We start from the raw sequence: 26,867 nt of genomic DNA on the forward strand, positions 1-26,867 counted from the left end.
GTCTTTTGCTTTGCCATGAAAGAAAAGAGAAGGGAACCGACCGGATCCCTTCTCTTTTCTTGTTTTCATTTCCTTGTTGCCCTTGCTTTTACAAATTTAATCAACGGTTGATAATTTGAATTCACAAGACCGATACTTTCAATGAACCATTCAATTGCGATGAGCAGGATGGCCACTACAATCATGGCCCCCCATACAGTCGACATGGAAAAGATGATGGCTGCCATGCTGAACATTGCTGCGATTGCATAAATGATGATGACGGTTTGTTTATGGGTGAACCCTATTCGCAGCAAGCAGTGATGCAAATGCGATTTATCCGGTGCATGCAGCGGACTTTTGTTGACAATCCTTCTGATGATTGCAAAGAAGGTATCTGAAATGGGTACCCCCAGGATGATCAATGGAATGATTAAAGAAATCATCGTAACATTCTTAAACCCAAGCATGGAGAGCACGGCTATCATGTAGCCAAGGAACAAGGCTCCCGTATCACCCATGAAGATCTTGGCTGGATGAAAGTTGAAATAGAGAAATCCAATCGTGCTCACTATGAGGATCAAGGCGATGGACATCACGAAGACGTCACCTTTAAGCATGGCCATGAAACCGATTGTGGCAAGGCCGATCGTCGAAACTCCTGCTGCCAGGCCGTCTAATCCATCGATGAGGTTGATGGCGTTTGTGATTCCTACAATCCAGAGGATCGTGATTGGGATACTGAGGGGACCAAACTCAAGTTCTCCACCAAATGGAAGGTTGATGAATTCGATCTGTACGCCGCCAAGTACTACTGTAACGGCCGCTATCAGCTGCCCCAATAATTTCAGGCGGGCTGATAATTCAAATATATCATCGGCCATCCCGGTTAACAGGATAATGGCGCTTCCCAGGATGATGGCTCCCGCATAAGGGTCTTCAGGTCGTAAAATGACGAATCCTGCAATGAACCCTATATAAATGGCGAGTCCTCCCATTCGAGGCATAATCTTCTGATGCACCTTCCGAACGTTGGGCTGATCGGTGGCACCTACTTTATAGGCAAGTTTCTTTACTAACGGGGTTATCCCCAGAGTTAACAAAAAACATATGATTAAGGTTAGAATTAACATCATTGTCACACCTCTTGTAGTTAATCTACCCGGTAACTTTACTTGCGAAACAGGTAATTAATACATACTCAATTTAGTTTCCTAGCTTCAAGTATACATTATAAACGTTATTGGCGAATTGCTCTACCGAAAATTGTCTTTTACTGTACTTTTTTATCTTTTCGCCCATAAAAGTGAGTGTTCCCTGTGCTTTTTTCCTCATAGCTGACTCGAGGTTATTCGTCAATTTACCGCTATCCTCTATGGGTATGATCCAGCCGTAGTTCTCATCGGGAATGAGTTGATCCACCCCGCCCACATCCGTTGTCATGATGGGGATACCGGCCCTTGCCGCTTCAAGTAGAACCAGGGGGAAACTCTCACTGTAGGAGGTCAGGATCACCACGTCTGCCACGGGATAAATCCTTTCTACATCATTTCGGTGTCCCAGAAATTCCACATGGCCGAAAATCCCATGTTCTGCTGAATATTCCGTAAGGGCTTCTCGTTCTGAACCATCCCCGACCAGCAGGAGTTTCACGTTAGGACGATCCACCACTAAGTTGCTTACGGCTTTCAACGCAACTTTATGACCTTTGACTGCTTCCAGTCTTGCGACCATAAGGATGATGAAATCATCTTTCTTCACCCCTAATTCTTCCCTCGAAAACGGCTCTGGCAACTCCTTGTCGAAATCGATCCCATTTAATATCGTCGTTATTTTGGTCTCATCAATATGGTGATCCAACAAGATTTGCTTGAACCGCTCCGAGATGGCAAGATGATGATCCGCTTTCTTCAAAGCGTTAAGATTCAAGAAAGTATATAGTTTACCCTTCCATCCTCTTCCCATAAAGTCATCTCTGGGATCACTATGTACTGTTGTCATCCACATAACATCTACTAACGATTTGATTAACGCACCATAGCAGTTCGCTCTTGCCCCGTGGGTATGGATGATGTCGATGTCTTTTTGTCGGATGAAGCGGATAACCTTTTTCAAGATCGATAGATCAAACCTGGAATCCTGCTGAAACAACACAGTCTGGATGTCGAGGTCTTGAGCACGATCTAACATTTCACCTTTTTCAAATACACCTAAATAAAATTCCTCTCTGTTCAACTCATTTAGTAAAGATAGGATATGATACATGCCGCCTCCACTTTCGTTTCCGGCATTCAGATGTAATATCTTCATGAATCAAGTCCCCCTCTCTATCCTAAATAAGGTTATCCTTTAGATTTTATTACTTGGATGATGAATTGTGGCAGGACCACCATCCGTCTCCATCTTGAAGGCTGCTGAAGGAGACGGTAGAACCACTCCAAATGGATTCTCTGCCAGATGACAGGAGCCCTCTTTACGTGCCCGGCAAGTACATCGATACTGCCCCCGACCCCGATAAAGACACCTTTTTGAACACGTGGCATATTCTCTTTGATCCATTTCTCCTGTCTTGGAAACCCTAGAGCGACAAGAATGAGATCGGGCTGTTTCTCCTCGATATCCTGTATGACTGTTTCATCATGATCATCGAAGTATCCATGGTGATATCCTGCCAATAGAAGGTTTGGATATTTTTCCTTCACATTTCCAATGGCTTTATCCAATACTTCCGGTTTCGCACCGACAATGTATACCCGAAGCCGGTGTTCATTGGATACAGCCAGAAGTTCTTCCATCAATTCAAACCCCGGCACCCTCTCGATAAGGGGCTGTTTTTTGAGTCTGGATGCAATGACCACCCCAATACCGTCGGGAACAATATAATCTGCTTTACTTAATGTATAAAGATAATCTGTATCTGTACGGGCCCGCATGACGATTTCCGGATTGGCCGTCACGATGAAAGCCTTTTTTTCCTCTTTCAAATATTGATTGTAAAGGTCATGTACGATATCATCCTTTGTTTTATTCACGAAAGGAATATTTAATATATCGATGGATTCTTTTTGCATAGCCGTCTACCTCTCCTACTATTTCTCTATGTTCATTCTATCTTAGGTGAACCCTTTCTGAAATAGTATTTCTGTTAAGAATGATTACAGTAAAATGACAATTATAAATCAATATTTCCGAATAAAAGGAATTTCCGTTCCGCATCTATAATAAAATAAAAATGATCCCCTTTTTTCATTGTCATCGAATTATTATGATTTCTTCATGAATCTTTACAAAAAATTAAATAAAACTATAAATTCATTTATTAAGCTAATACTAGAAGTAACCTTTAAATACGTGACTCAGATTGAAAGGTGGAATTGATTTGTTTAAAGAGAATAAGCTTCTTATGATTCTCATCGGCATCAGTATTCTATTGCCCTTGATCTTCACTCATTTGGCAGTGTCCGTTATTTCAATCGCTGTGACACTGTTCCTGGTCTTGAAGGATAAAAAGAGTGGATTACTGCTATTATTTGTATACTTCCCCATCAGGCCATTTCTAATAGAAATGAACGGCGGTTTTAAACTTTTAGGTGACGCGCTCATCCTTTTCCTATTTGCTCTGACCATCATTGACTACATAAAGTATAAGAAACCCATACCCCGGATTACAAACTATCTTGTGACGATCGGGATTATATTATTCTGTGTCATAGGGTCGATATCGGCGTTTGCCACCGGGGTGGAACTGAAAGCGGTCATTTTTCAAAACAGGGCGTTTTTAATTACATTCTTGATGATTTTCATCGTCGGGGAAACCACATTTACGCGCCGGGACATCAGGCGTTTTGCCGGAATCACCATCATCATGGGTTCCCTTCTTTCCGTCCATGGGTTGATTGAATTCATTACGTCGAGAACGTGGTTCGTACCTGAAGCATGGGAGAATTGGAACTTATCATCCGTCAATGAGATGAGAGTATACGGACTGACGGCGAATCCGAATGTATTGGGTACCTATCTATCCATTTGTCTCTTTACCACCCTATATGCTTATCATTCATTCCGGAAGTATAAATGGGTACTCCTCCCCGCCGCTGTCCTCATGCTCGGCGTCCTTTGCCTGACCTATTCAAGGGGATCCATATTAGCATTTGGAATTGCGTTCATCCTTTATATTCTATTGACGAGGGATTGGAAAATGATAAAAATGTTTGTCGTGTCGGTCGTGGTTGGTCTCTGCATCATCTATTATCCAGCCAATGCCGCCAAGACATTTGTATCACAGGGGAACCCGGATCATCAAAGCCCCTCATCTCAAGTAGATGAACAAGAAAATGAAAACGAGCAGGAACAGCATGATAAAAACCAAAGTCAATCATCCACTTTCTCAAATCGATTCAAGGAAATCTTCTCGGATGACATCATTCAAAAAAGTACGGAATGGGGCAGATTATATGTTGTATTCAAGGGAATAGACATTTATATGGAACATCCGGTCATCGGAACAGGCTTCGGAACCTTTGGTGATTCTGCCACATTAAGTTATGGGTCCCCCATAACGGATGAGTACGGGTTACCTGAAGAGATGTACTCTGACAATCAATACATACAATTCCTTGTTGAAACCGGTACACTCGGTACATTATTCGTCCTTTTCTTCATCATCGGACTGTTCGTTTTGCTTTGGAAAAGACGCGGGCAAACCCTTTCGCCGGTCCTGTTTTCTCTGATCGTGGCGGCACTGCTGATGGCATTATTCTATAACGTATTGGAAGAAAAGATTCTGACACTCTACTTTTACTCGATTTTGGGTTACTTTCTATATAAGGGAAGGAATCCTTTAGAGGATGAAAAACCAAGATGATCATAAATGAGGAATTCAATGAAATTACCAACATTCGTTAAAGCAATCGGATTGGTCACGCTCATATCCGGGTTGGGGAAAATCCTCGGATTCGCAAGGGAGAGCATCATCGCCGCGTACTTTGGTACATCGGAAGTCGCGGATGTCTTCTTTGTCTCAAGTCTCGTTCCCACCCTATTGTTTACGGCGATAGGAACAGCGATTCAAGCAGGGACGATCCCCCTTTTCATGGAGGAGCGCAGCAAGAATGAACAGGATGCCAAAAAGCTCATGAGTTTATTGGGGACCTTCTTTCTGATTGTTTCTCTTCTCTTTATCGGAGTGACGATGATGTTCACCCAACCATTGATTGAAATCATGGCCCCGGGATTCACGGCGGAACAAGTCGCCCTTGCTGTTAAAATTACAAGGATCATGATACCGAGTATGATTTTCCTGACCTTAACATCCATCTCTACAGGAATACTCAATGCAAATAAACAGTTTGTATTACCCGCTTTTTCAGCCACGATTCAAAACGTGGTCATTATTCTTGCTACCATTCTTTTGGCCCATACATACGGGGTATACGGCTTGTCTATCGGGGTGTTAATCGGGGCGGCAGGGCAGTTCTTCATTCAATACCCCTCGTTTAAAAAGGCTGAGATCGGATGTAACTTCCGGTTTCGGGAACATAAAGAAAAAATCCTTCAGATCTTGATCCTTTTCTATCCGATCATCATCGCTGCCATCAGCGTTCAATTAAACAGTCTGGTGGACCGCATGGTATCAACAGGTCTTGAGACGGGGAGTGTATCAGCCCTGAACTATGGAAACCGGTTATTATGGCTTCCACTGAGTGTCATCCTGACCCCCCTGATTACCGTACTATATCCTTCCTTAGTGGAAGGAGTACTGGAAAGCTACAAGAAATTCTTTGCCATCATTCAAAAGGGGACATCACTCATCCTGTTCGCGAGTATCCCATTCACTATTCTGATGGTGTTAATCGGTGATAATCTGATCGAAATTGCCTTTCAACGGGGCAGCTTTAACAAGGCAGCCACGGACATTACCAATCAGGCTTTGTTCTACTATGCGTTAGGATTAGTGTTCTTTGCCCTGCGGGACTTCCTTATGAACGGATTCTATGCGCTGAAGAGAACGAAGATTGCCATGTATTCGTGTCTTGGAGCCGTGCTGGTGAATATCGTCCTTAGCATTACCCTATCCAAATTCATGGCGGTGAGCGGAATAGCGCTGGCATCCAGCATCTCGATGCTGATGCAGTGCCTCGTCCTCTTCCTTTACCTTTTGAAGAATGATGAAGATAAGAGTGCCTATTCGAAGCAGTTTATTCAAGAAGCCGGTAAATTAACCCTTGTGACCATAGGAGTCCTCATCCTTGTGGTTCCAGTCTTGAAGGCGATTTCCGGTAATATGAATGTTTTCCTGGAAACATCTGTTGTAACATTCCTGATATTCGCAGGCTACCTTGCTCTCTCCATTGTGTTCAAGGTCAATGCCATTCAGCCATTAGCAAACAAGATTAAAGTGAAAAGGAGCTAGCAAATATGAGAATCTTACTTTCAACCATCTTTGACTATCCACATGAAGGCGGACTTTCCACACACATGACTACTCTGAAAAACGGACTGGAAGCAAGAGGCCATCAAGTAGACGTGTTGTCCTTTACGGAACTGAACCCTATCGTCCGTAAAGCATATGCCCAGGCACCGGGCTTCATCGCAAGTAAATTCAAGCCCGGGTCCGGACAGGTGATGAACGATCAAAACAGGATGAAACTGATTCAGAAGCAGCTCCACCGGCTAAGCCAGGAATATGATGTTGTCAACACACAAGATGTCTATGCCACTCTTGCCGCGGAGAGTTCCGGCATTCCTGTTGTCGAAACCGTTCACGGTTATTATTCCTTCGAAGCGATCAGCAGGGGGGCCATCCAGGAAGGCAGTAAAGAGGATGAACTGATCAGAGAAAGAGAGAGGAAAGCTTACTCCCTGGCGGCTGAAGTCGTCACCGTCGATCAGAGAATCAAAGATTATGTCTATAAAATCTCTCAAAGAGAAGCGACTTCAATCAAGAACTTCATAGATGTGGAAGATTTTGATCCTAAGAAGCTTGATTTATCTGCCATTAAAGATGAATTCCATATTCCTAAAGATAAGAAGATGCTGTTTGTCCCAAGGAGGATGACGGAGAAGAACGGCGTGATCTATCCAACCCTTGCCATGAAAAAGGTATTAACGAAACACCCGGATACCATTTTAGTATACGCAGGGACAGGTGAACAGATGCCGGCCATTAAAAAGGAAGTGGAGAAGCAGGCTCTTCATGAGAATGTCCTTCTCCTCGGCACCGTTCCCCATGAGAAAATGAAATACTTATATGGAGTGGCGGATATCGTCCTTGTTCCAAGCATCCACTCCTATGGCGTAGAGGAAGCCACATCCATTTCAGCATTGGAAGCAATGGGTTCCTCTTCTCCAGTCATTGCCGGTGCTGTAGGAGGACTGAAAGAGATCATTCATGATCATCAGGACGGACTCTTAGTGGAAGAACGAAATACAGAAGCATTATCTGATGCCATCATTGAAATACTCGACTCCCCTGAATTTGGTGAAAAGCTTTCACACAACGCTCGTCGAAAAATAGAAGAGGAATACTCCCATCTTTCTGCAGCCCAAAGGTATGAACACATTTATGAGAAAGCGGCCAAAGGAATGAAAACAGGCAGATAAAGAAGGAAAAGACCGTGAATCCAAAGGAGGATCCACGGTCTTCTTCTATTCGTTTAACCTGTTTTCAAGGAGGACGACAAGATCTTCCATTTCATGGGTTTTGTTACGTTGCATCAATCGATCCACCGCTTCCTTCGCCTGCACTCCGTTAAAGAGAAGGTCATACAATGCATCGGCAATCGGCATGCTCACTTCTAATTTCTCCGCCAGCTGCTTAGCTGCTTTCGTTGTTCGTACCCCTTCGACGACCATTCCCATATTATCAAGCACTTCTTCTAATTTCATTCCCTTTCCAAGCATATTCCCTGCTCTCCAGTTTCGGGAATGAACACTTGTGCATGTCACAATCAGGTCACCGATCCCCGACAATCCTGAAAACGTGAGGGGATTCGCCCCCATCTTCGAACCAAGTCTGGAAATCTCGATGAGCCCCCTTGTCACCAAGGCCGCTTTCGCATTATCTCCATAACCCAAACCATCAGCCACTCCGGCTGCCAGAGCGATGATATTCTTAAGGGCTCCACCTATTTCAACTCCGACAATATCCGTATTGGTATACACTCTGAAATAGTGGTTCGTAAACATGTTTTGGACCATGACGGACGCATCCGGATTCTTTGAAGCCGCTACGACTGTTGTCGGTTGGCGCAAGCTCACTTCTTCTGCGTGACTCGGTCCAGATAACACCACAATATCCCTCAGATTCACAGGCTCCATCGAATCCTCTATGATTTCCGAAATCCTTAACAGTGATTCGGGCTCGATTCCCTTACTTACATGAACAATCGTCAGGGCCCGTTCCTGCACTTCCTGGATTTGAGCAAGAACCTCCCGCATAGCCTTGGTAGGAACTGCGAGAATAATGGTATCCGCACCTTCCAATGATTCTTTCAAATCGAGATATCCCACTATATTCTCTGGAAGCTTAACATTTTTTATGTATTTTTCATTTCTATGGTATTGATTGATTTCAGCAATGGTTTCTCTGCTTCTTCCCCAAATCTTCACGTCTAAGCCATTGTCAGCCAGTACCATGGCCAGGGCCGTCCCCCAGCTTCCTGTGCCTATTACTGTGATTGGTTGTTGGTTCATGATTGTACACCGCCTAATATTCTGATATTGATTGAAATAAATCGTTTAATCTAAAAAATATTTTGACTCATTATATCATAAAACATATCCCCTCTACCTATACCCATTTAGATAAGGAATAGACCTTCAGGACGAATAATACTTTTGTCACAATCATACACTACACTTTACAACATATTTATTATAAAGCAGGTGTGAATTGGAATGAACGTGACTAAATGGCGATCTCTTTTTACTCAATACCTAAACGAACTCATTTTTATATGGTTATTTTTCAAAATGGTTCTGTTTCATTATTTCTCCTCTACTCCGATCTCCAGTGGGGCCATTTCTACCTCAATAGGATTCTTGACCATATTTTATGCTCTTTCTTTCTTCCTTAAACAAAAGGGGAGATTGATCTATTCCTTCATCATCAATCTTCTGGTTTCAATCGTCCTTCTATCAAATGCACTTTATTTAGATTATTTCAGTTCTCCCATCACCTTTTCCGTTTTTTATCAAACCAATAACTTATCAGGGCTTGGAGACAGTATCCTTTATTTTCTGAAGCCCCAATACCTATTATTTATTGTAGACCTTGTACTACTGCCTATTCTCTTAATAAGGCCTTATCATTTCACTAGCAAAAAAGTTCGGCTCAAAGCAGCCTTTTCCATTCTGCTTGTCGGAATGGCTTTGGTTATATTGAAACCTTTAAAATTAGTGCTTATTGATCATGCTGATTCACCCATCGTTGCCTACGATTCTAAGGACCTTATGGTTCAATATGGAATTATTGGCCATCATGTGTTAGATGGTTTCTTTCATATAAGGGATTCACAATTTAAACTGTCGTCAGAAAAGCGGTCTCACATTGCCGAACGATTAACTGACATCCATCCAGCTGCCGCTGCAGGGCTGGATAACAAGACCGACCTTGCCGGAATAGGAAAAAATAAAAATCTTATCCTTATTCAAGTGGAATCCTTACAGCAATTTGTCATGAATAAACAAGTGAATGGACAGGAGATTACACCCACCTTGAATAAATTGTTCAAGAATAGTATTTCCTTCCCCCACTTTTATGCCCAAACCATCGGAGGGAATAGTTCAGATGCGGAATTTCTGACTCAAACCTCTTTATTTCCTTTAAAGACAGGGTCAGTATTCTTTCGATACCCAAACAATACCTATCATTCCCTGCCTCATGATTTAAAACAGAACGGGTATACCACTCATGCCGTTCATGCAGATGAGAGGACTTTCTGGAACCGCCATAATATGTACCCTTCACTAGGTTTTGATAGGTTCATTGCGATTGAGGATTTCCCACAAAATGAGATCGTCGGAATGGGGGTAGGGGATAAGACAATGTTCTCGAAGATGGGAGACCGATTACTGGAGGAGAAAAAACCTTTCTATTCTTTTATCGTTACCCTGTCGAATCACATGCCCTATGATCTTCCCGATGATAAGAAAACACTCACTTTGCCAACGGAACTTCAGAACACTCTTTTAGGTGCATACTTTCAAACCGTCCGCTATACAGACGAAGCACTTTCGATATTCATAAACAAACTGGAGAAGAACGGACTGCTGAAAGATTCTATGATCGTTTTATACGGAGATCACAACGGGATTTTTTACAGAGATAAGGGTTTACTGGAGAAATGGCTCAATAAGAAGATTTCATATGAAGAGTGGTACAGGGAGTATGCTACGGTCCCATTTATGATCTATCACCCTTCTATTGATGGCAAAGTCGATGAAACGATCGGGGGGCAAATTGATGTCATGCCGACCCTGCGTTCTGTAATGGGACTAAAAAGCGATCCCCGATATGTGTTAGGTACAAACTTGTTTGCCAAACAAACAGGCGAAGCACTGATTCCCAGTGGTGGATATGTTGAGGAGCCTCTGTATATAACCGGGGATAGTATTGTAAGAGGGCTACCTAAAGCACAGGAAGATCTCTTGAATCTTTCAAACCTCATCATTAAAGGGGATTATTTCAACGCCAACGTTAAAAAGTAATGCGGTGGCGTTTCCCAATAAGCAAACAAAAGGAGCTTTTTTAAAAAAGCTCCTTTGTTTTACTACGATTTTTTTAACTTCCTTTGGATTTTTCTCAATGTAATCTTGGATGGACCTTTTACATCGATGGAGATATTGTCTTGATTCGTCACATATAACTTAGCTGAAGTCTTTGGCCATTTTACCAATTTAGCATCAAATTCATGAATCTGCTGAGATGATAATCGGAAATTATGCCCGTGCACTTCATAATATAAGTCATACACATAATCCGTTTCCATAAAGTGTTTCCACAATAGAGAAAAACCATTATCTTCTGTTTTAAAGTACACTTTTTCTTTTGTCACCCTGTTTTTCACAAAGAATTCCAACGTGCGATTAGGCGGATATTTATTCACAAGGAATTTCATTTGGTTAGAATCCGAGTGAAGTGCTTCTACAATAATATTCTTCCCTAGGAGTGATAGGTTTCCTTTTTTTGTAAAGAACAATTTGTACTGTTCATTCAATTGAATTTTCTTCGAATTGGATTTCCCTGAAAGCATGTTCGATGTTATACGAAACAAATCTACACTGTTATTATTGTTTACAGACAGGTAAATATCATAGACATTTGTATAATCAAAATTGTTCAGGTCGATGGAAACTGAATAACCCCTATCGGTCTCTTCAAACGAAAAAGATTTTGCATCTTCAATATTCAAGCGCGATCGCACAAGCAATTCAATTCCTGTAATGTCAAATGCCTTCGGAAATGACAGACCATCTACATTTACATATCCATCCTTCAGTTCGATTGAATCAATTGCTATAAATTGAGGCAGCATCTTTTTAAGCTGGAATATCTCATCAGGAACATACGTTTTATTATTTTTATACAGTGGAAGTGCCCAGAAGTATTTCCCGTCTTCTTCCACGATCTTCCCTTTTGGTTCTTCTGATAAGAATGAAACCAATTCATTACTTAGGTCATTAAGAATCATATAAATATACACATTCTTTATGACACCTAAATCATTATCATGAATATCATCGATTTGACTAAAGATGGCTTTTACTTCTTTTAGGTATACTTCTTTGAATTGATCACTTTCTGTTACACCCGAAATTGGAAATAAAAGTCGATCTAGATTTCTCTTTAGGAACTCATTCTTAATAAAAGAGTCTCCAAAGTCATTAAAATAATTTAGTTGATATTCATAAGACTCTATTCTGTCTTTAAAATTCTTAATGTCACTGTTTGTTTGAGAAATGGATTTATGAGTAGCGTCTTCTCCTCTTTTTCTCCACAAGTAAACTAAATCAGTAATAATTGAGATGCGTTTGGCATAAAGAAAAGCTTTGTGGACCATTGGCCTATCTGCATAAAGCATTCCAGGCGGCATTAAACAGTCATATTTCAGCAAAAATTCTCTATTAAATATCTTGTTCCAATAAAAAGCATCGTAAAAAATATCTAGGTATTCTTTAACGTTTTGTATATCTCGATTCTCTTTCCAAACTTCTCTTTCTTTTTTATAAAGTATTTCTTTTTGAAGGCCATCAATAATAATGTTTGCTTTTCCTATTACTATGTCAGCAGAAGCTGCTTCTGCCTTAGAGTACATTTTTTCATAAGCATCAAGTGGTACTATATCGTCGGAATCCACAATCGTAACATACTTCCCTTTTGCCATTCTAACACCTTTATTACCGGCAACGGCTCCGCCACTATTCTTTTGATTAACAACGGTTAGATTTGAGTATCTTTCAGCATATTCCTCTAAGATAAAAAGACTGTTATCAGGACTCTCATCATTCACAGCAATGATTTCTATACCATCCAATGTTTGATTGACCAACGAATCTAAACAGTCTCTTAAATATTGTTCTGTATTATAAACTAATACCACAACGCTTAATTTAATATGATCATTCACTATAATCACCTAATTCATATCGAATAATATCACATATTTGACTTACTTCTTTTACATCTAAATTTGCATGCATCGGCAGGCAAAGAATGCGATCACTTACATCAAGTGCGACAGGGGTTTCATTTCCATCGTAATCGTAGCATTCAAATTGACTGCATAAGGGATAAAAATACTTTCTGGCAATTACATTGTATTTAGTCAGCCGGTCGCTTAGAAAGTTTCTTAGCTTATGATCTTTCAATAATATCGGAAAATACGCATAGTTTGGTTTAATATTTTCAGGAAGCTTAAGAAGTTGAACATCATCCAAACCTGTCAGCTCTTCCATATAGCGAGTATAAGCATTTTTCCTCGAGCTGATTTCTTTGTCAACGATTTCAAGATTACACAAACCCATTGCCGATTGGAATTCATTCATCTTGGCATTGGTGCCTATATAATCAACCGTTTCAGGAGATGTAATTCCAAAGTTTTTTAACGCATTCAATATCGGGGAAAGCATTTCATCGGAAAAAGAAAGCATCCCGCCTTCAATCGAATGGAAAACCTTCGTAGCATGGAAGCTGAACATGGAAACATCTCCATAATTCGCAATTCCATTCCCATCCACTTCCACGCCAAAAGCATGCGCAGCATCATAAATAACCTTTAGATTGTGTTTAGTAGCGATTGCTTGAATCGCTTCCAATTCACAAGGATTTCCAAAGACATGAACTGCTACAATAGCTGACGTCTTATCTGTAATTAATTCTTCTATTTTTGTGGGATCAATATTATACGTAACAGGATCAATATCACAAAAAACAGGTTCAAGATTACAGTTTTTTATTGCATGAATCGTTGAAGCAAATGTAAAAGGAGTCGTGATGACCTCCCCTTCCAGCTCTAATGCCTTAAGAGAGATTTCTAGCGCTAAATGTCCATTTGTAAATAGTTCTACATTCGTCGTGCTTAAATAGCTCTTTAAGCGGTTTTTGAATTCTTCGTGAAGAGGTCCATTATTCGTTAACCACTTTCTTTCCCATATATCCTTCACGTAGGCAATATAGCTTGCATAATTGGGTAAAGACGGTTGGGTAACAGTTATTGAATGATCAAAGATAAGCTCTTTTTTCATTTTAATATCTCCAATCAATGAGAGATTCTATCGCATCTAAGTCAAATACAGGAAGTCCATATTCTTTGTGGATCTGTTTTCGTTCAATATACGAATCATCAATGAAAATCGATTTTTTGTCATGTTTGAAATAAGTATGCTTGAGATCATCATGCGTAATGTGGATGATTTCATTAAACATTTCAGCACTAATCTTTAGTTTACTTAACGTTTCCCGAATATCATGTACATGCTTTGTAATCAAAATAAGTTCAATATCTTTTGACAAACATTGGTACATAAACATCATTACATACGGATTTACCTTTTCCCCGTATGTGACTGTATCATCAAAATCAATGTAGACCCTTTCGTATTCTAGATCTAGTTTGAAACGATTAGTAAAGGCTCTGTCCACTTCAATGGCATATTCATTCTCAATGATGTCTACGTCATATCCAAGTCTGTCGTACACCGTGAGAAGAGGGAAGTTAACACCTTTATTTCTGAACAGGTTCATGGTGCCTGCTATTCTAGGGGCTATTTCAAGGAGTTTGAATTTCCCATCCACATCCTCTTTAACTTGAAAGAACCACATCCCCCTGAACTTTAAGGTTTGATTGATTTTCTCAGCAATCTCTTTTACTGCTTCATCTATTTTTAGAGTATGGGAATTAACGCTAATCCCACTTTTTATCCGTTTTCTTTCTCTCATTCCTGAAAACCGAAGCTGGCCGTGACGATCTGTGAAACAATCAATCGTATATTCTTTTCCTGGTAAATATTCTAATATTAAGAGGTCATGATTTTTTTCCAGGTGATACTCTGCCTCTTCTTGGGATTTTGCTAATGCAACACCTTTTGAACCTTGACCTACATCAGGTTTAAGAAATACAGGGTATGACTCTACTTCATCCAGATGACCGTACATATGCGGGTTAAAAGATTCACCATGGAAGAGCTCATACGTTTTCTTCTTGGAACGGCTCACTTCACAAGTATATTGATCGGAGGTTAATACTTCCGCCTTAAGGTCTTGTCTATGTTGGGATAATTTCAGAACTACACTATCGTGTGCCGGAAAAATGAAGTCAATGCTTTCATCCTCGATTACTTTATTGATAGCTTCTATAAAACCGGGTTCATCTATATTCGGGATCCCTTCTACATAATGCTTATAAACATACTTGCCGTGGTCGGCAATACTTGAACCACCAATTAATTTTATGCCTTTTGCATACTTAAGAGCGTTATTTATCTCTAGCCCTATCTCCGACCCACATGGAAATACTAATATACTTTTGTCCAAATGTATTCACCCTTTATGAAAAATAATATCTTAATGCTTAAACACTGTATGAATTACTTTTTTACTTGCATTTCCATCTTCCACGCTGCAAAATCTTTGATAAAATGCTCGATAACGTTCTTGATAAGTTTTTTGAACTTCTTCAATCTTCACGATAGACTCTAAAAGTGCCTGGTCATCCTTTACTATTGGCCCAGGAAGTTCTTCCTCCATGTCTAAGTAAAATCCCCGGATGTTATCTTTATATTTCTCATAGTCATATGCATAAAAGAGAATTGGCTTTAGAGAGTTCGCATAATCAAAGAACACTGAAGAATAATCTGTAATTAATACATCTGCGATCGTGTAAAGCTCTTGGATATCATCATATTTAGAACAATCATATAAAAATGAATTATGCTCTTCTTTGATGACCAAAGAATCTCCCACCAAATGATGCATCCTTAGTACTAAAACATATTCAGTCCCCAGCTGTTCATAAAATTTATCTACGTCAAACTTTAATTTAAATGTATGTTCCCAAGAACCTACCATTTCATCGTCTCTCCAGGTAGGTGCATATAAGATCACTTTTTTATCAGAGGGAATCCCCAGCTTAGCTTTAACGTCCATTTTTGTTTGAGTTAATTCATCTTTATCTCTATAAAAAATATCGTTTGCCGGATAACCATACTCTAATATATCTTTTTCATATTTGAATGCTCTTTCAAATATTTCTGAAGAGTAATTATTGGCAGCAATCAGATAGTCCCAATTTCTTGATTCAATGTAAAAGTTTTCTCTTGCCAAGGTCTCTGGACCCTCAATCTCAATATCGAATCCTAATTTTTTTAGAGGAGTACCGTGCCAAGTTTGCAAGTAAATATTACCTTCTCGCTTTTTATGGACTGGAAAGACAATATTACTTACCCAGTACTTGGCAGAAGCAAGATACCTATAATAGTCCAACGATTCCCTTGTTACAATTATTGGTGAACCGGGAATTATATTAGGATCTATTCCGTTATACGACCAAACAAAGGTAAAGTCTTTGTAGTTCGGATCCTTCAACATTTCCTCATATATATATTTAGGGTTACCTGAATAGTTCTTACCAAAGAAGCTCTCAAAGAAGACCATCTTATGATTTAATGGTTCATTTTCCGATGTATGATTAAAAACTGTTTTCCCTCTTGCAATTTGATATGTTTTTTCAAATTGAGTTGTATTTGTATACCACAACGCCATACTGTTTAAGCCCATTGTGGCATATAGAGTTGTAATAAACTCTTCATTATTAGTAATATTAACCAAATATCTTTCTTCTTCTCTCTCGAATTCCCTATAAGTTTGAAGGTTTATTGGCTTTCGATAAATCACTTGGTTATTAATGTCCCTTAGCTGCAAAAAGCCATCCCATCGAGAATTTACGACCAGGTCCGACTTAAATTTATCAAGATATACAATTCCACTATAATTAAATTCATCTTTTTTATCACTAGCACTAAAATCAAGATTAAATCCGATAAACTTATTATTATCTCTTCTTTTAAAAACCATTTCAGCATTTTCCGGCTTCTTATTATCCAAATCTTCAACTGAACCAGAAATATAAAAATTGTTTCCTATCACTTTGATTTCTTTCACTTCTTGTTTAAACGATGTCTTAGCAGAATGAACTGTAAGGTTGTTTTTGACTGTTTTTATTATTCTGTATTCTCTTTTAGTAGGCTCATCTATAAGATGAGTGAGTTTAATATTTGAATTAAAGGATATACGCTGTTTGATTTTTCTACCAGCTATATTCGTTATGAGATAGAAATCCAACTTGCCATCATCTGTAAGTTCGGAAAGTTCCTGGAGAGTCACTGTACTAGTATTATTTACAATAGAAATATGTATTCTTCTTCCTGACGAACGATCTTTGACCATTAATTCTTTCTTTAATAAAAAGCTTAAATCCTCGAAGGTTAACTCCACAATATGAGTTTCATCGTCAATCGTCATGTTCTTTAAAGTATGTGTTAATGAAATTTTCTTCAAGAGATTTTTCATCTTTGTTTTCATTGTATATTCTCCTTACAATTATGAAAGGTTGATAAATCATTCCTATATGGGGATAAAGGATTTGCAATGGGTAAGATTGCAAATCCTTTCAATCGTTTTAAATTTATTTTTCAGAATACATTTTCGTATAATACTCTTTGTATTCACCAGAAACAATTTTATTTGTCCATTCTCTATTGTCCAAATACCAATCAACCGTCTTAATAATCCCTTCCTCAAAAGGAGTATCAGGAAGCCAGTCTAACTCTCTGGAGATCTTGGTAGGGTCTATTCCATACCTTCTATCATGGCCCTTGCGATCTTTTACAAATGTAATGAGATCTTCTGAAATAGAAGAATCTACTTTTTCACTCAGGTGATTGATAATGGTTTTAATAATATCAATATTTGTTCTTTCATTATGTCCACCAATGTTATAAACCTCACCAAGGACCCCATCATTAATGACCATATCAATCGCTTTACAATGATCTTCTACATAAAGCCAATCCCTGATATTCATTCCATCACCATACACCGGGATGCTTTCCTTCTTTAAGCAGTTGTTGATTACCAGTGGAATCAACTTTTCCGGGAATTGATAAGGACCATAATTATTTGAGCACCTAGTGATGTTAACAGGCATTTTGTATGTATCACTATATGCTTTCACCATTAAATCTCCAGATGCTTTACTGGATGAATAAGGGCTGTGAGGGTCGAGTGGGGTGGTTTCTGTGAAATATCCTGTTTCCCCCAATGAACCGTATACTTCATCAGTTGAAATTTGAACATATTTCTTCCCTGACTTGTATTGATCATCTTCCATTTCCCAGTGTTTCTTGGCTACATTAAGCAGGTTCAGAGTACCGTTAACATTTGTTTCTACAAAAATGGAAGGATTCTCTATGCTCCGGTCGACATGTGATTCTGCAGCGAAATTAACAACGTAATCAATGTCATGTTTTTCAAAGATTTGATTGATTGCTTTTTCATCCCGAATATCCGCTTGAATGAACTCGTAATTTTGGTTTTGTTCTACACTAACCAAATTTTCCAAGTTCCCTGCATAGGTAAGGGAATCCACATTAATGATTTTTATATCAGAGTATTTATCAAGCATGTAATGCACAAAGTTCGCCCCGATGAATCCTGCTCCACCAGTTACTAAATACGTTTTCACATGAATCACAACCTTTTCTATTTTTCTTTGCTTATTTCTGCTATTCGAACTAAATATTTCCCATAATCCGTTTTCAATAAAGGTTCCGCCAGGTTTAATAATTGCTCCTTAGAAATAAATCCTTTTCGGTAGGCAATTTCTTCTATGCAAGAGATAAATAGACCTTGACGGTTTTGAACCGCTTCAACAAAGTTACTTGCTTCTAATAAGCTTCTGTGGGTCCCTGTATCTAACCAGGCCATTCCCCGGCCTAAAGTTTCAACTTTCAAGTTCCCGCGTTTCAAATAGGCATCATTGATAGATGTGATTTCCAATTCACCTCTTGCAGAAGGTTCCACATTCTTTGCGATTTCCACCACATCGTTATCATAAAAATACAGACCTGGAACAGCATAATTTGATTTAGGTTGAGACGGTTTTTCTTCAATACTAATTACGTTGTCATTCTCATCAAATTCTACCACACCGTATTCTTCCGGATTGCTTACATAATAACCGAAAATGACTGCACCCTTCTCCAATTCAACCGCTCTATACAGCGCTTCCATAAACCCTTGTCCATAGAATATGTTGTCTCCCAGTACGAGTGCCACTTTGTCATCCCCAATGAAATCTTCACCCAGGATAAAGGCTTCTGCCAATCCACGGGGTTTATCTTGCACTTGATATGTAATGGAAATGCCCAGATCTTCCCCATTCCCAAGCAATTGTTGGTATTGAGGCATATCATTTGGAGTTGAAATAATCAAAATATCTCTGATCCCCGCAAGCATGAGCACAGATAATGGATAATACACCATCGGCTTATCATAAATAGGGACTAGCTGCTTTGATATTCCTTTCGTAATCGGATAGAGCCTTGATCCTGTTCCACCTGCTAATATGATTCCTTTCATATCTAACACCTCATTAAGAATATTTGTAAGTGAATGCCATTGAACTTTCATGAAGAATATTATAGGAAGATACTCTCACATTTGATTCCATTTTTGTCAGTATTCGCGTAACGTTCATCTTTTATATACTAAAGAAAATATTAACATAATTCAACATTTTATTATAAGGGTCGACACAGACCATTATAAGTATCCCCTCACCTTATTTCAAAAGCATCTAAATACAATTTTTACAATTATAGTAAAGCAACTTGTATTCTATATGGAAAACCATTAAAATAGACAAGTAGTTTGATACTTTATTTACAACCCTATTATCTGTTTGAAACAAACTTTACATTAGATAGATATCTTCCTGTAATTATCTCGTAAAAGAAATAGGGTAAACTACTGATATTGTTTCGCATAAATTCGACACGTCGTTCTATATAGTAAGTAAAATTAAAGGAGTGCATATAAATTGAAAAAAGTTATCACATACGGAACTTTTGACTTATTGCATTGGGGTCATATCAATCTATTAAAACGTGCTAAAGACTTAGGGGATTACTTGATCGTTGCAATCTCTTCTGATGAGTTTAATGCACTTAAAAATAAGAAGTCTTATCACAGCTTCGATAACAGAAAGATGATTCTCGAATCAATCAGATACGTTGATGAAGTTATCGCCGAGGAAAATTGGGAACAAAAAGTCACTGATGTATACAAGCATAATATTGATACTTTTGTTATGGGTGATGATTGGGAAGGTGAATTCGATTTCCTTAAAGATCATTGTGAAGTTGTCTATCTTCCAAGAACTGTTGGAATTTCTACAACAAAGATTAAAAAAGACCTGCTTAAAGTTGACAGCAGATAATGGTAAGAGAGCTTGCCATAACGCTTTATTTATTGGTTTTTAAACTGTTCTTTTCTTTTTTTAATCTCTTTCCCATCCAAAAGAAAGTCGTTTTTGTCGCCACTTTTGGAGACAACCATTATTATGTGTTAGATGAAATTAGAAAAACAAAAAACCCGGTAAAATCCGTTGTACTCTTTTCAAAAAAATGTAACTATCAGTTCGAAGATGTTTCTTCGACTATTATTCCTTATAATAGTTTAAATCCGATACATGTTTTACAGTCCATTTATCACCTTGCAACATCCAAAGTGATTGTCATTGATAATTATTATGGCTTTTTAGCTTCAACCCCATTCAGAAAAGGTGTTGAATGCATTCAACTTTGGCATGCTGCAGGAGCGATTAAGAAATTCGGATTAAAAGATCCATCCAATCCGTTCAGAAGCAAACGGGCTAATAATCGCTTTAAACAGGTTTATCGTCATTTTCATAAAATCGCTGTCGGTTCTGAGGGATTAGCCCAAATATATTATGAAGCTTTTGGTGTACAAGATCTTCATATATTGAGATTGGGCATCCCCCGTACCGACCTTTTTTATGATAAGGAGAAGATCCAGTCGCTTAAGACCAGGTTAACTTCTTCGATTCCAGACATAAAAGAGAAGAAAGTGCTATTATATGCACCGACTTATCGCGAAGCAGACTTACACCAATTTCAGCTTCATTTAAATATCGAGAAGTTATATGAGCAGTTTTCAAGCACTCATATTCTTCTTATCAAATTGCACCGGGCGATACAAAATGATAAAAATTTGGAAGAAGATTATCCGGGTTTCGTCTATGACTTATCCCATTACCCTAATTTAAATGACTTGTTAGTTGTGACGGATTGCCTTATTACGGATTATTCCTCTGTTCCATTTGAATATTCAATCTTAGAGAAACCAATGATCTTTTTTCCTTATGATCTTGCAGAATATAGTAAAGAGAGAGGGTTCTGGGAGAAATATGAAGAATTTGTTCCTGGTCCCATTGCATATAATACAGAAGAAATCATTGAAATTATTAAGTTGAATTCTTTCAATAAACAAAGGGTAGTTGATTTTAAAAACCATTGGAATATGTACTCTAAGGGTAAATCAAGTGATGCATTTGCCCGGTATATCTACAAAAAGCTGGATTCTTGATTGCATCCAGAAGGAGAGATTTTGTTTGTTAGGAAAACTCAAAATAAAAGGCTTATTTCAAAAGCTTTATAAAAAAGCTTTTTCCTTTGTGGGTATGCTTCCAGCTAATAAGAAGTTAGTTATGTTCGAAAGCTTCCTTGGAAAGCAATATAGCTGTAACCCACGGGCCATATATGAATATTTAGAGCATAATCATCCTGAGTATACGTTGTTGTGGAGTGTTGATAAGCGTTATTCAGATGATTTTAAGCTTAAAGGAATCCCTCACGTTGAAAGGTTCTCCATTAAGTGGTTGTTCTGTATGGCAAGGGCACGATATTGGGTTACAAACAGTCGTATGCCTATATGGATACCTAAGCCTGCACACACGATCTATTTACAAACATGGCATGGTACACCTTTGAAAAAACTGGCAATGGATATGGATGAAGTGCATATGCCAGGTACCAATACACAAAAATATAAAGAGAATTTTTATAATGAATCGAGAAATTGGGATTATCTTATTTCACCTAATGGATACTCAACGGAGATTTTCAAACGTGCATTCCATTTTGATAAAACGATGATTGAATCAGGTTACCCGAGGAACGATTATTTAATCTATGCTAATCATGAGAAAACAATTAATGAGGTCAAAACAAGACTCAATCTCCCTTTAGATAAAAAAGTCCTTTTATATGCCCCGACATGGCGGGATAATGAATTTTACGGGAAAGGCAGATATAAATTTGACATCAGACTTGACTTGAAGCAGATGCAAAAGGAGCTGGGTGATGAATATATCATCATTCTGCGCATGCATTATTTAATCTCAGAGAATTTAGATTTAAGTGCTTTTGAAGGGTTCGCCTTTAACTTTTCTCATCACGAGGATATCAGGGAGCTTTACTTAGTAAGCGATCAATTGATAACAGATTATTCATCTGTTTTCTTCGATTTTGCAAACCTGAAACGCCCTATGATTTTCTTCGCATATGATATTGCTTCTTACCGGGACGAATTAAGAGGATTCTATTTTGACTTTGAAACAGAAGCGCCCGGCCCAATCGTTAAAACGACTGATCAAGTAATAGAACAAGTGAAATTACTAAATGATCAACCTGGTCAGTATGAGGACTTTTTCAATACATTTTGTTATCTGGAGCAGGGTAAATCAAGTGAAAGAGTCGTGAACACTGTCTTTAAATAAGAAAAAGCTGTTGGGTTCCCCCAACAGCTTTTTTCTTTATTTTACTACTCGGGCATAATCCTTAGATAGCCATCCAGTACTTGTAGAACCTGGAAGATAAATTTGGTACCATCCATCTTTCTCTATTGGAGATCCATTTTTATCAAGGACCCTCCTCAGATATGTGCCACTATTCACAGTTGTAATGATATCATCATTGGTTGATGGTCCTTTTCGGACTCTTAGATTATCATCTGTAATCTCAATTAAGTTTTGGATATCCAGATAATCTCCATGAACCCAAACAATCTGGCCATTTACCTTTACTCGATACCAGTCATCCCTGACATCTGTGTTAAATCCTACCACTTCCACCTTGGCACCCTTGCTCAATTGTCCTATAAGCGTTGATGACCCGGTGTACGGAAGTGTTCTGTAGTTAACATTATCATTTGTAACCGCTGTTACTCCAGCAGGAAAATCAATAAAGATATGAGAAGGATATGGTTGACCGCTCGGGATATCCCGACTATATGTCGGTGGCGAAGGCGGCTTATACGTTGAAGCATCCACTCGATCATAATACTGGGCATCAAATGGTTTGATCTGCTGCATAAGATTGGCAATTCCATTCTTCCAGTTTTGATCCGTCGCATACCTTACGTTCATCCCAATCAAGTTTGGACCATTATAGTATTTTCCCCCGGAAGTTAAATAGTCTGTCTTTACCTGATAAGCTACATAGCCGATGCTATCGTCACCGGTCGGGAAGTAATAAGCACATGTTACAGGACAGGAATCATATGCTCCATATCCAAAGAAATTACGCTTATACTGAGTCAGGGTGGATTTTCCCCAGCCTGTTTCCCAAATTGCATGTGCCACGAGGTATTGTGCATTGACACCGGTTCTATTTTGAACATTTATAAAGTCTTGGGCATATTGCTTTAATAAGTTATCAGGACTCTTTCTGTTAAAGAAATCAATAATGTCCTGTGCTGTAATATCCGATGGTTTTCTAAGATCCACTTCGATAAATGAAGCTGCAGATATCTTATCCAGCTCAAATTTGAGTTGTGCACCTAAAACACCTTCGAAGTATTGAATCTCAATATCATGTACACCAGCCGAAAGCTCCATAGTGACTTGGCGCTTGTTACCTGGTACATAGTCTAACGACTCGACTTTCAGCTTTCCATCTACATAAAGTCTTACACCATCATCAGCATGAAGAGTGAATACATAATCTCCAGGCTCTGTAATCTCTACCTTCTTCTTGAGGATGGCACTGAAATGATCTGCAGGGAGAAGCGGTGATGGTGATGCTTGTCCCCATTGAAAGTCAACCGTGTTTAACGGATCCAGTGCATCCTTACCACCCATTATAACTGACGGTCCTGATAAGTTTTCATTATGGAAAAATTCAGCAAACCAGCCGTCATTTTTCGAAAGGTTTTTCGCATCATTGTATGGCTGAAGGAGAAACTCTACCCGACTTCCCTGGTTCGCTTCTTTGTATCTTACTTCAATCCAGTGAACGTCTTTTTCAGATGCTCCAGCGTTACTGCGATCTGAAATATTGATCTTCACTGCATCCTCTCTAAACCCGCCATTGGTAAAACGGTCAACAACCATCTTTCCATCAATGAGAACTTGTATTCCATCGTCTGCACCAGCTCTTACTACATATTCACCAGCCGCAATTCGCTTCGCTGATACATAACTTGCAGAAAAATCATCTTCAGGAACTTTATTTGGAAGTGGACTGCCATTTCCATTGTTTTCACTAAGGGCCCCATATGCACCTTTACCTTCTAATACCTTTGATCCAATGGGTGATCCCGCAAGTGTCTGGTTAGGGTAGTAATAAGCTATCCAATCTCCAAATGGAACAATGTGAGAGTATAACAGTGCTTCCTTTATTCCGTCTCTATAATTGGTGATGATTTTTTGATTTCCTTTTGTGACTCCTGTAATGAGAGCCCTGTCGATGATTGAATCAGAGGAATAGTTCCACCGATCAATTACTCGATTATTATTGAAATCAACTCTTACACCATCATCTGCCATCGTTTGAATAAAGTAATCGCCACCGGAAAGGTACTGGCTTTGATCAATGGTAGCAGTGAAGTTATCAGGCTGCACTTCTACGGTTGGACCGAAATCTCCCCAGTTATAGCTCAGGGACTTTTCAGCAGCAGTATAATGATCCTTCCCTTTTTCCAGCTTGAATTTTATCTCTGAACCAAGAATTTTATCAAAATGCTCTACTATGATGATATGTTCACCACTTGATAAATTGACTCCAGCTTGACGTAGATGATTACTTTGGTAACCCCATGAATCAATCAGTCGTTGTCCATCTACATAAACCTTCACTCCATCATCTGCCCAAGTGTTAAGGACATAATATCCTGGATCTGTAATATTCACTTTCTTTTTAAATCTGGTAGAGTAATAGTCGTCTTCAATTAACGGGCTTGGAGAACCGCGGCCCCAATCAAAGTCCAACTCTTCAATTTTATTGGTGGCTGATTTCCCACCTAATACTACAGGAGTACCGGTAAAGTCCATACTTGGAAATACCTCTCCCACCCATCCATCTGATACAGAAGGGTCCTCAATCTCAGTGTAAGGCTGCAGCTCAACGTCCACTCTACTGGACAAGACTCCATCTTTATACTTTACTTCAATCCAATGGACGTCCTGGTCGGAAGCATTGTCGTTATTTTCAATATGAACTTTAATATCATCTTCCCTATATCCAACTGGTGAGAAACGATCCAGTACAAGCTTACCGTCAATGTAAACTTGCAAACCATCATCCGCTCCAGTTCTTAACACATAATTACCTGCAGGAAGCTTCATAGCAGTAGAATATGTTGCAGAGAAATGATCTTTTGGCACAACTCCAGGTACAGGACTTTCCTGCCAATTCGTTTCCTTTAAATTATTGGAAGAGCCGATTCCTTTAATGACCTTCGAAGTTAGTGGAGTACCTTCGAAATCTTCATTGCCGTAATAGTAAGCTAACCAATCACCGAACGGAACAATGTCGGAAAAGATTCCCGCACCCTTTAGTCCTTCATTATATAAGGTCGTAATGGTATGATTGCCGGCTGACATGTTTGTCAATAGTTGACGATCAATATATTTCGGTGAGTATTTCCAGCGATTGATGACTGTTTTCCCATCAACATCCATTATCAATCCATCATCTGCATAAGTCTGAACAAAGTAATCGCCTTTATTTAAGTATTGACTTTGATCAAATTTCGCAGTGAAATGATCATACTTACCACTTATTGGACCTTTTGCGCCCCAATTATGTTTTACACTTGCTTTTTTTTCACTAAAATCAGTCGACTTTTTGACAATATCCACCTTGATTCTAGAGTTAAGTATATGTTCATAGTACTCTACTTTAATATCATGAACACCTTTGGTTAATGGAACATGTGCTTCCCTATTACCACCGGGTACATACTTCCATGAGTCAATGACCACTTTACCATCCACGAAAACTCTTACATTATCATCTGCACTGACTTGGATAGAATATAAATCCGTTGAATCTATGTTCCATTTTTTATTGAATGTAGCAGAAAAATGATCGTTAGGGATCTTCGGATGAGGTGATCCTGAGCCCCAATTTAAATCCAGTGTCTTCAAGGGTGAAATGGCTTCATTTCCTCCAAGAATGATGGATTGACCATTGAAATCACTTCCGGAAAAAACCTCTCCCACCCAACCATCGGAGGGGCTTACATCCAACGCTTCTTTATAAGGCTGCAGATTCAAGTTTAACTTAGAAGACCCTGACAAGTGCTTATACCGTACTTCAATCCAGTGAGTTTGATCACCTTTTGACGTATCTGACACTTTCACCTTCACTGCTTCTTCTTTTATCCGGGCATTTTCAAACCTGTCCACAACTAATTTCCCATCAAGATAAACCTGAACCCCACTGTCGGAACCGACACGCAGAATGTAGTCACCAGCTTTGACTTTCTTTGCCGTTACATACTTAGCGGAGTATCCTTCTGCAGGTATTTTGCCTGGCTTTGGACTGGATGTCCCGCCATCCACTGACAGCGTTCCATCTGAATTCCCTGAAATAATATCCGCCGCTTTAGGTGTCCCTGCTGTTGTAGTATTCGGATAATAATAGGCCAACCAATTATTAAACGGAACAACATGGGAAAAGATAATTGAGCTCTTTATTCCTTCTCGATATGTAGTTTGTATATCATAAGGACCCTTTTCAGTATTTGTTAAAACAGCTCTATCGACCAAGGATGTATAGGAGTAAGACATGCGTTCAATGACCGTCTTTCCGTTCACATCCACCTTTACCCCGTCATCGGCCAGCGTTTGGATAAAATAATCACCTTTTTCCAGCTGTTGAGATTGATCAAACTTGGCCACAAAGTCATCTTTTAAACCGCTAGGACCGCCTAATCCCCAATCATATTCCACTTGATTGGTTTTTTCGGTATAATCGACAGACTCAGCAGCGTCAATACTTTGTCCGTAATTGAAGAATAACAA

General features: G+C 39.0%; 17 protein-coding genes and 1 pseudogene. 7 read left to right on the forward strand and 11 right to left on the reverse strand.

Annotated elements, in window-relative coordinates; translation table 11 throughout:
• Positions 1-65 precede the first annotated feature (65 nt).
• The 3 genes from BAA9072_RS09225 to BAA9072_RS09235 all read right to left on the reverse strand — a co-directional run bounded on the left by BAA9072_RS09225 (position 66) and on the right by BAA9072_RS09235 (position 3,050).
• Positions 66-1,112, reverse strand: coding sequence for a glycosyltransferase family 4 protein (locus tag BAA9072_RS09225; protein WP_201714579.1), 1,047 nt, complete (start codon positions 1,110-1,112; stop codon positions 66-68).
• Positions 1,113-1,185: 73 nt separating this feature from the next.
• Positions 1,186-2,289, reverse strand: coding sequence for a glycosyltransferase family 4 protein (locus BAA9072_RS09230; protein ID WP_201714399.1), 1,104 nt, complete (start codon positions 2,287-2,289; stop codon positions 1,186-1,188).
• A 32-nt stretch (positions 2,290-2,321) separates the two neighbouring features.
• Positions 2,322-3,050, reverse strand: coding sequence for a WecB/TagA/CpsF family glycosyltransferase (locus tag BAA9072_RS09235; protein ID WP_201714400.1), 729 nt, complete (start codon positions 3,048-3,050; stop codon positions 2,322-2,324).
• Between the two features lie 308 nt (positions 3,051-3,358).
• Between BAA9072_RS09235 and BAA9072_RS09240 the strand changes: the two genes are divergently transcribed.
• Genes BAA9072_RS09240 through BAA9072_RS09250 form a run of 3 tightly spaced genes read left to right on the forward strand, consistent with a single transcriptional unit; the run spans position 3,359 to position 7,581 of the window.
• Positions 3,359-4,843, forward strand: a complete 1,485-nt coding sequence (locus tag BAA9072_RS09240) for an O-antigen ligase family protein (protein ID WP_201714401.1) — start codon at positions 3,359-3,361, stop codon at positions 4,841-4,843.
• Positions 4,844-4,861: 18 nt separating this feature from the next.
• Positions 4,862-6,391: a murein biosynthesis integral membrane protein MurJ gene (gene murJ / locus BAA9072_RS09245; protein WP_201714402.1), complete on the forward strand. Its 1,530-nt coding sequence runs from the start codon at positions 4,862-4,864 to the stop codon at positions 6,389-6,391.
• Positions 6,392-6,396: 5 nt separating this feature from the next.
• Positions 6,397-7,581, forward strand: a complete 1,185-nt coding sequence (locus tag BAA9072_RS09250; protein WP_201714403.1) for a glycosyltransferase family 4 protein — start codon at positions 6,397-6,399, stop codon at positions 7,579-7,581.
• A 45-nt stretch (positions 7,582-7,626) separates the two neighbouring features.
• Here the strand turns inward: BAA9072_RS09250 and BAA9072_RS09255 are convergent, their stop codons facing one another.
• Positions 7,627-8,673 carry an NAD(P)H-dependent glycerol-3-phosphate dehydrogenase gene (locus BAA9072_RS09255; RefSeq protein WP_201714404.1) on the reverse strand — a complete coding sequence of 349 codons (1,047 nt, stop codon included), beginning with the start codon at positions 8,671-8,673 and terminating at the stop codon, positions 7,627-7,629.
• Between the two features lie 204 nt (positions 8,674-8,877).
• Between BAA9072_RS09255 and BAA9072_RS09260 the strand changes: the two genes are divergently transcribed.
• Entirely contained in the window at positions 8,878-10,689 is a 1,812-nt protein-coding gene (locus BAA9072_RS09260) for an LTA synthase family protein (protein ID WP_201714405.1), read from the forward strand.
• 62 nt (positions 10,690-10,751) lie between these two features.
• Here the strand turns inward: BAA9072_RS09260 and BAA9072_RS09265 are convergent, their stop codons facing one another.
• The 6 genes from BAA9072_RS09265 to rfbA form a co-directional block, all read right to left on the reverse strand.
• Positions 10,752-12,608, reverse strand: a complete 1,857-nt coding sequence (locus BAA9072_RS09265) for a glycosyltransferase family 2 protein (RefSeq protein ID WP_201714406.1) — start codon at positions 12,606-12,608, stop codon at positions 10,752-10,754.
• Positions 12,601-13,725, reverse strand: a complete 1,125-nt coding sequence (locus BAA9072_RS09270; protein ID WP_201714407.1) for a DegT/DnrJ/EryC1/StrS family aminotransferase — start codon at positions 13,723-13,725, stop codon at positions 12,601-12,603. The genes BAA9072_RS09265 and BAA9072_RS09270 overlap by 8 nt, the downstream gene beginning before the upstream one ends.
• A 1-nt stretch (position 13,726) precedes the next feature.
• Positions 13,727-15,013: an ATP-grasp domain-containing protein gene (locus BAA9072_RS09275; RefSeq protein ID WP_201714408.1), complete on the reverse strand. Its 1,287-nt coding sequence runs from the start codon at positions 15,011-15,013 to the stop codon at positions 13,727-13,729.
• Between the two features lie 30 nt (positions 15,014-15,043).
• Positions 15,044-17,059 carry a CDP-glycerol glycerophosphotransferase family protein gene (locus tag BAA9072_RS09280; RefSeq protein ID WP_201714409.1) on the reverse strand — a complete coding sequence of 672 codons (2,016 nt, stop codon included), beginning with the start codon at positions 17,057-17,059 and terminating at the stop codon, positions 15,044-15,046.
• A 103-nt stretch (positions 17,060-17,162) separates the two neighbouring features.
• Positions 17,163-18,221: a dTDP-glucose 4,6-dehydratase gene (gene rfbB / locus BAA9072_RS09285; protein WP_201714410.1), complete on the reverse strand. Its 1,059-nt coding sequence runs from the start codon at positions 18,219-18,221 to the stop codon at positions 17,163-17,165.
• Between the two features lie 17 nt (positions 18,222-18,238).
• Positions 18,239-19,117: a glucose-1-phosphate thymidylyltransferase RfbA gene (gene rfbA, locus BAA9072_RS09290; RefSeq protein WP_201714411.1), complete on the reverse strand. Its 879-nt coding sequence runs from the start codon at positions 19,115-19,117 to the stop codon at positions 18,239-18,241.
• 460 nt (positions 19,118-19,577) lie between these two features.
• On the opposite strand from rfbA, the gene tagD reads away from it, so the two are divergent.
• The 3 genes and pseudogenes from tagD to BAA9072_RS09305 form a co-directional block, all read left to right on the forward strand.
• A complete protein-coding gene (gene tagD / locus BAA9072_RS09295; RefSeq protein WP_201714412.1) occupies positions 19,578-19,976 on the forward strand; it encodes a glycerol-3-phosphate cytidylyltransferase in 399 nt (132 codons plus the stop codon).
• Complete coding sequence (locus BAA9072_RS09300; RefSeq protein WP_201714413.1) at positions 19,976-21,145, forward strand: CDP-glycerol glycerophosphotransferase family protein; 1,170 nt, start codon at positions 19,976-19,978, stop codon at positions 21,143-21,145. Before tagD ends, BAA9072_RS09300 begins: the two co-directional genes overlap by 1 nt.
• A 52-nt stretch (positions 21,146-21,197) precedes the next feature.
• Positions 21,198-22,337: pseudogene (locus BAA9072_RS09305) on the forward strand (CDP-glycerol glycerophosphotransferase family protein); the annotation flags it as partial.
• Positions 22,338-22,373: 36 nt separating this feature from the next.
• On the opposite strand, the gene BAA9072_RS09310 reads toward BAA9072_RS09305, so the two are convergent.
• Positions 22,374-26,867, reverse strand: a complete 4,494-nt coding sequence (locus tag BAA9072_RS09310) for a PA14 domain-containing protein (protein WP_201714414.1) — start codon at positions 26,865-26,867, stop codon at positions 22,374-22,376.

Origin of the sequence: Rossellomorea arthrocnemi (assembly GCF_904424705.1) — a bacterium.
In the GTDB taxonomy this organism is placed as follows: domain Bacteria; phylum Bacillota; class Bacilli; order Bacillales; family Bacillaceae_B; genus Rossellomorea; species Rossellomorea arthrocnemi.

Coding starts and splice junctions, on each gene's coding strand:
- BAA9072_RS09280 (WP_201714409.1), bottom strand. CDS start 17,059: ATGAAAACAAAGATGAAAAATCTCTTGAAGAAAATTTCATTAACACAT.
- rfbA (WP_201714411.1), bottom strand. CDS start 19,117: ATGAAAGGAATCATATTAGCAGGTGGAACAGGATCAAGGCTCTATCCG.
- BAA9072_RS09225 (WP_201714579.1), bottom strand. CDS start 1,112: ATGTTAATTCTAACCTTAATCATATGTTTTTTGTTAACTCTGGGGATA.
- BAA9072_RS09260 (WP_201714405.1), top strand. CDS start 8,878: ATGAACGTGACTAAATGGCGATCTCTTTTTACTCAATACCTAAACGAA.
- murJ (WP_201714402.1), top strand. CDS start 4,862: ATGAAATTACCAACATTCGTTAAAGCAATCGGATTGGTCACGCTCATA.
- BAA9072_RS09230 (WP_201714399.1), bottom strand. CDS start 2,289: ATGAAGATATTACATCTGAATGCCGGAAACGAAAGTGGAGGCGGCATG.
- BAA9072_RS09300 (WP_201714413.1), top strand. CDS start 19,976: ATGGTAAGAGAGCTTGCCATAACGCTTTATTTATTGGTTTTTAAACTG.
- BAA9072_RS09255 (WP_201714404.1), bottom strand. CDS start 8,673: ATGAACCAACAACCAATCACAGTAATAGGCACAGGAAGCTGGGGGACG.
- BAA9072_RS09235 (WP_201714400.1), bottom strand. CDS start 3,050: ATGCAAAAAGAATCCATCGATATATTAAATATTCCTTTCGTGAATAAA.
- BAA9072_RS09250 (WP_201714403.1), top strand. CDS start 6,397: ATGAGAATCTTACTTTCAACCATCTTTGACTATCCACATGAAGGCGGA.
- BAA9072_RS09270 (WP_201714407.1), bottom strand. CDS start 13,725: ATGAAAAAAGAGCTTATCTTTGATCATTCAATAACTGTTACCCAACCG.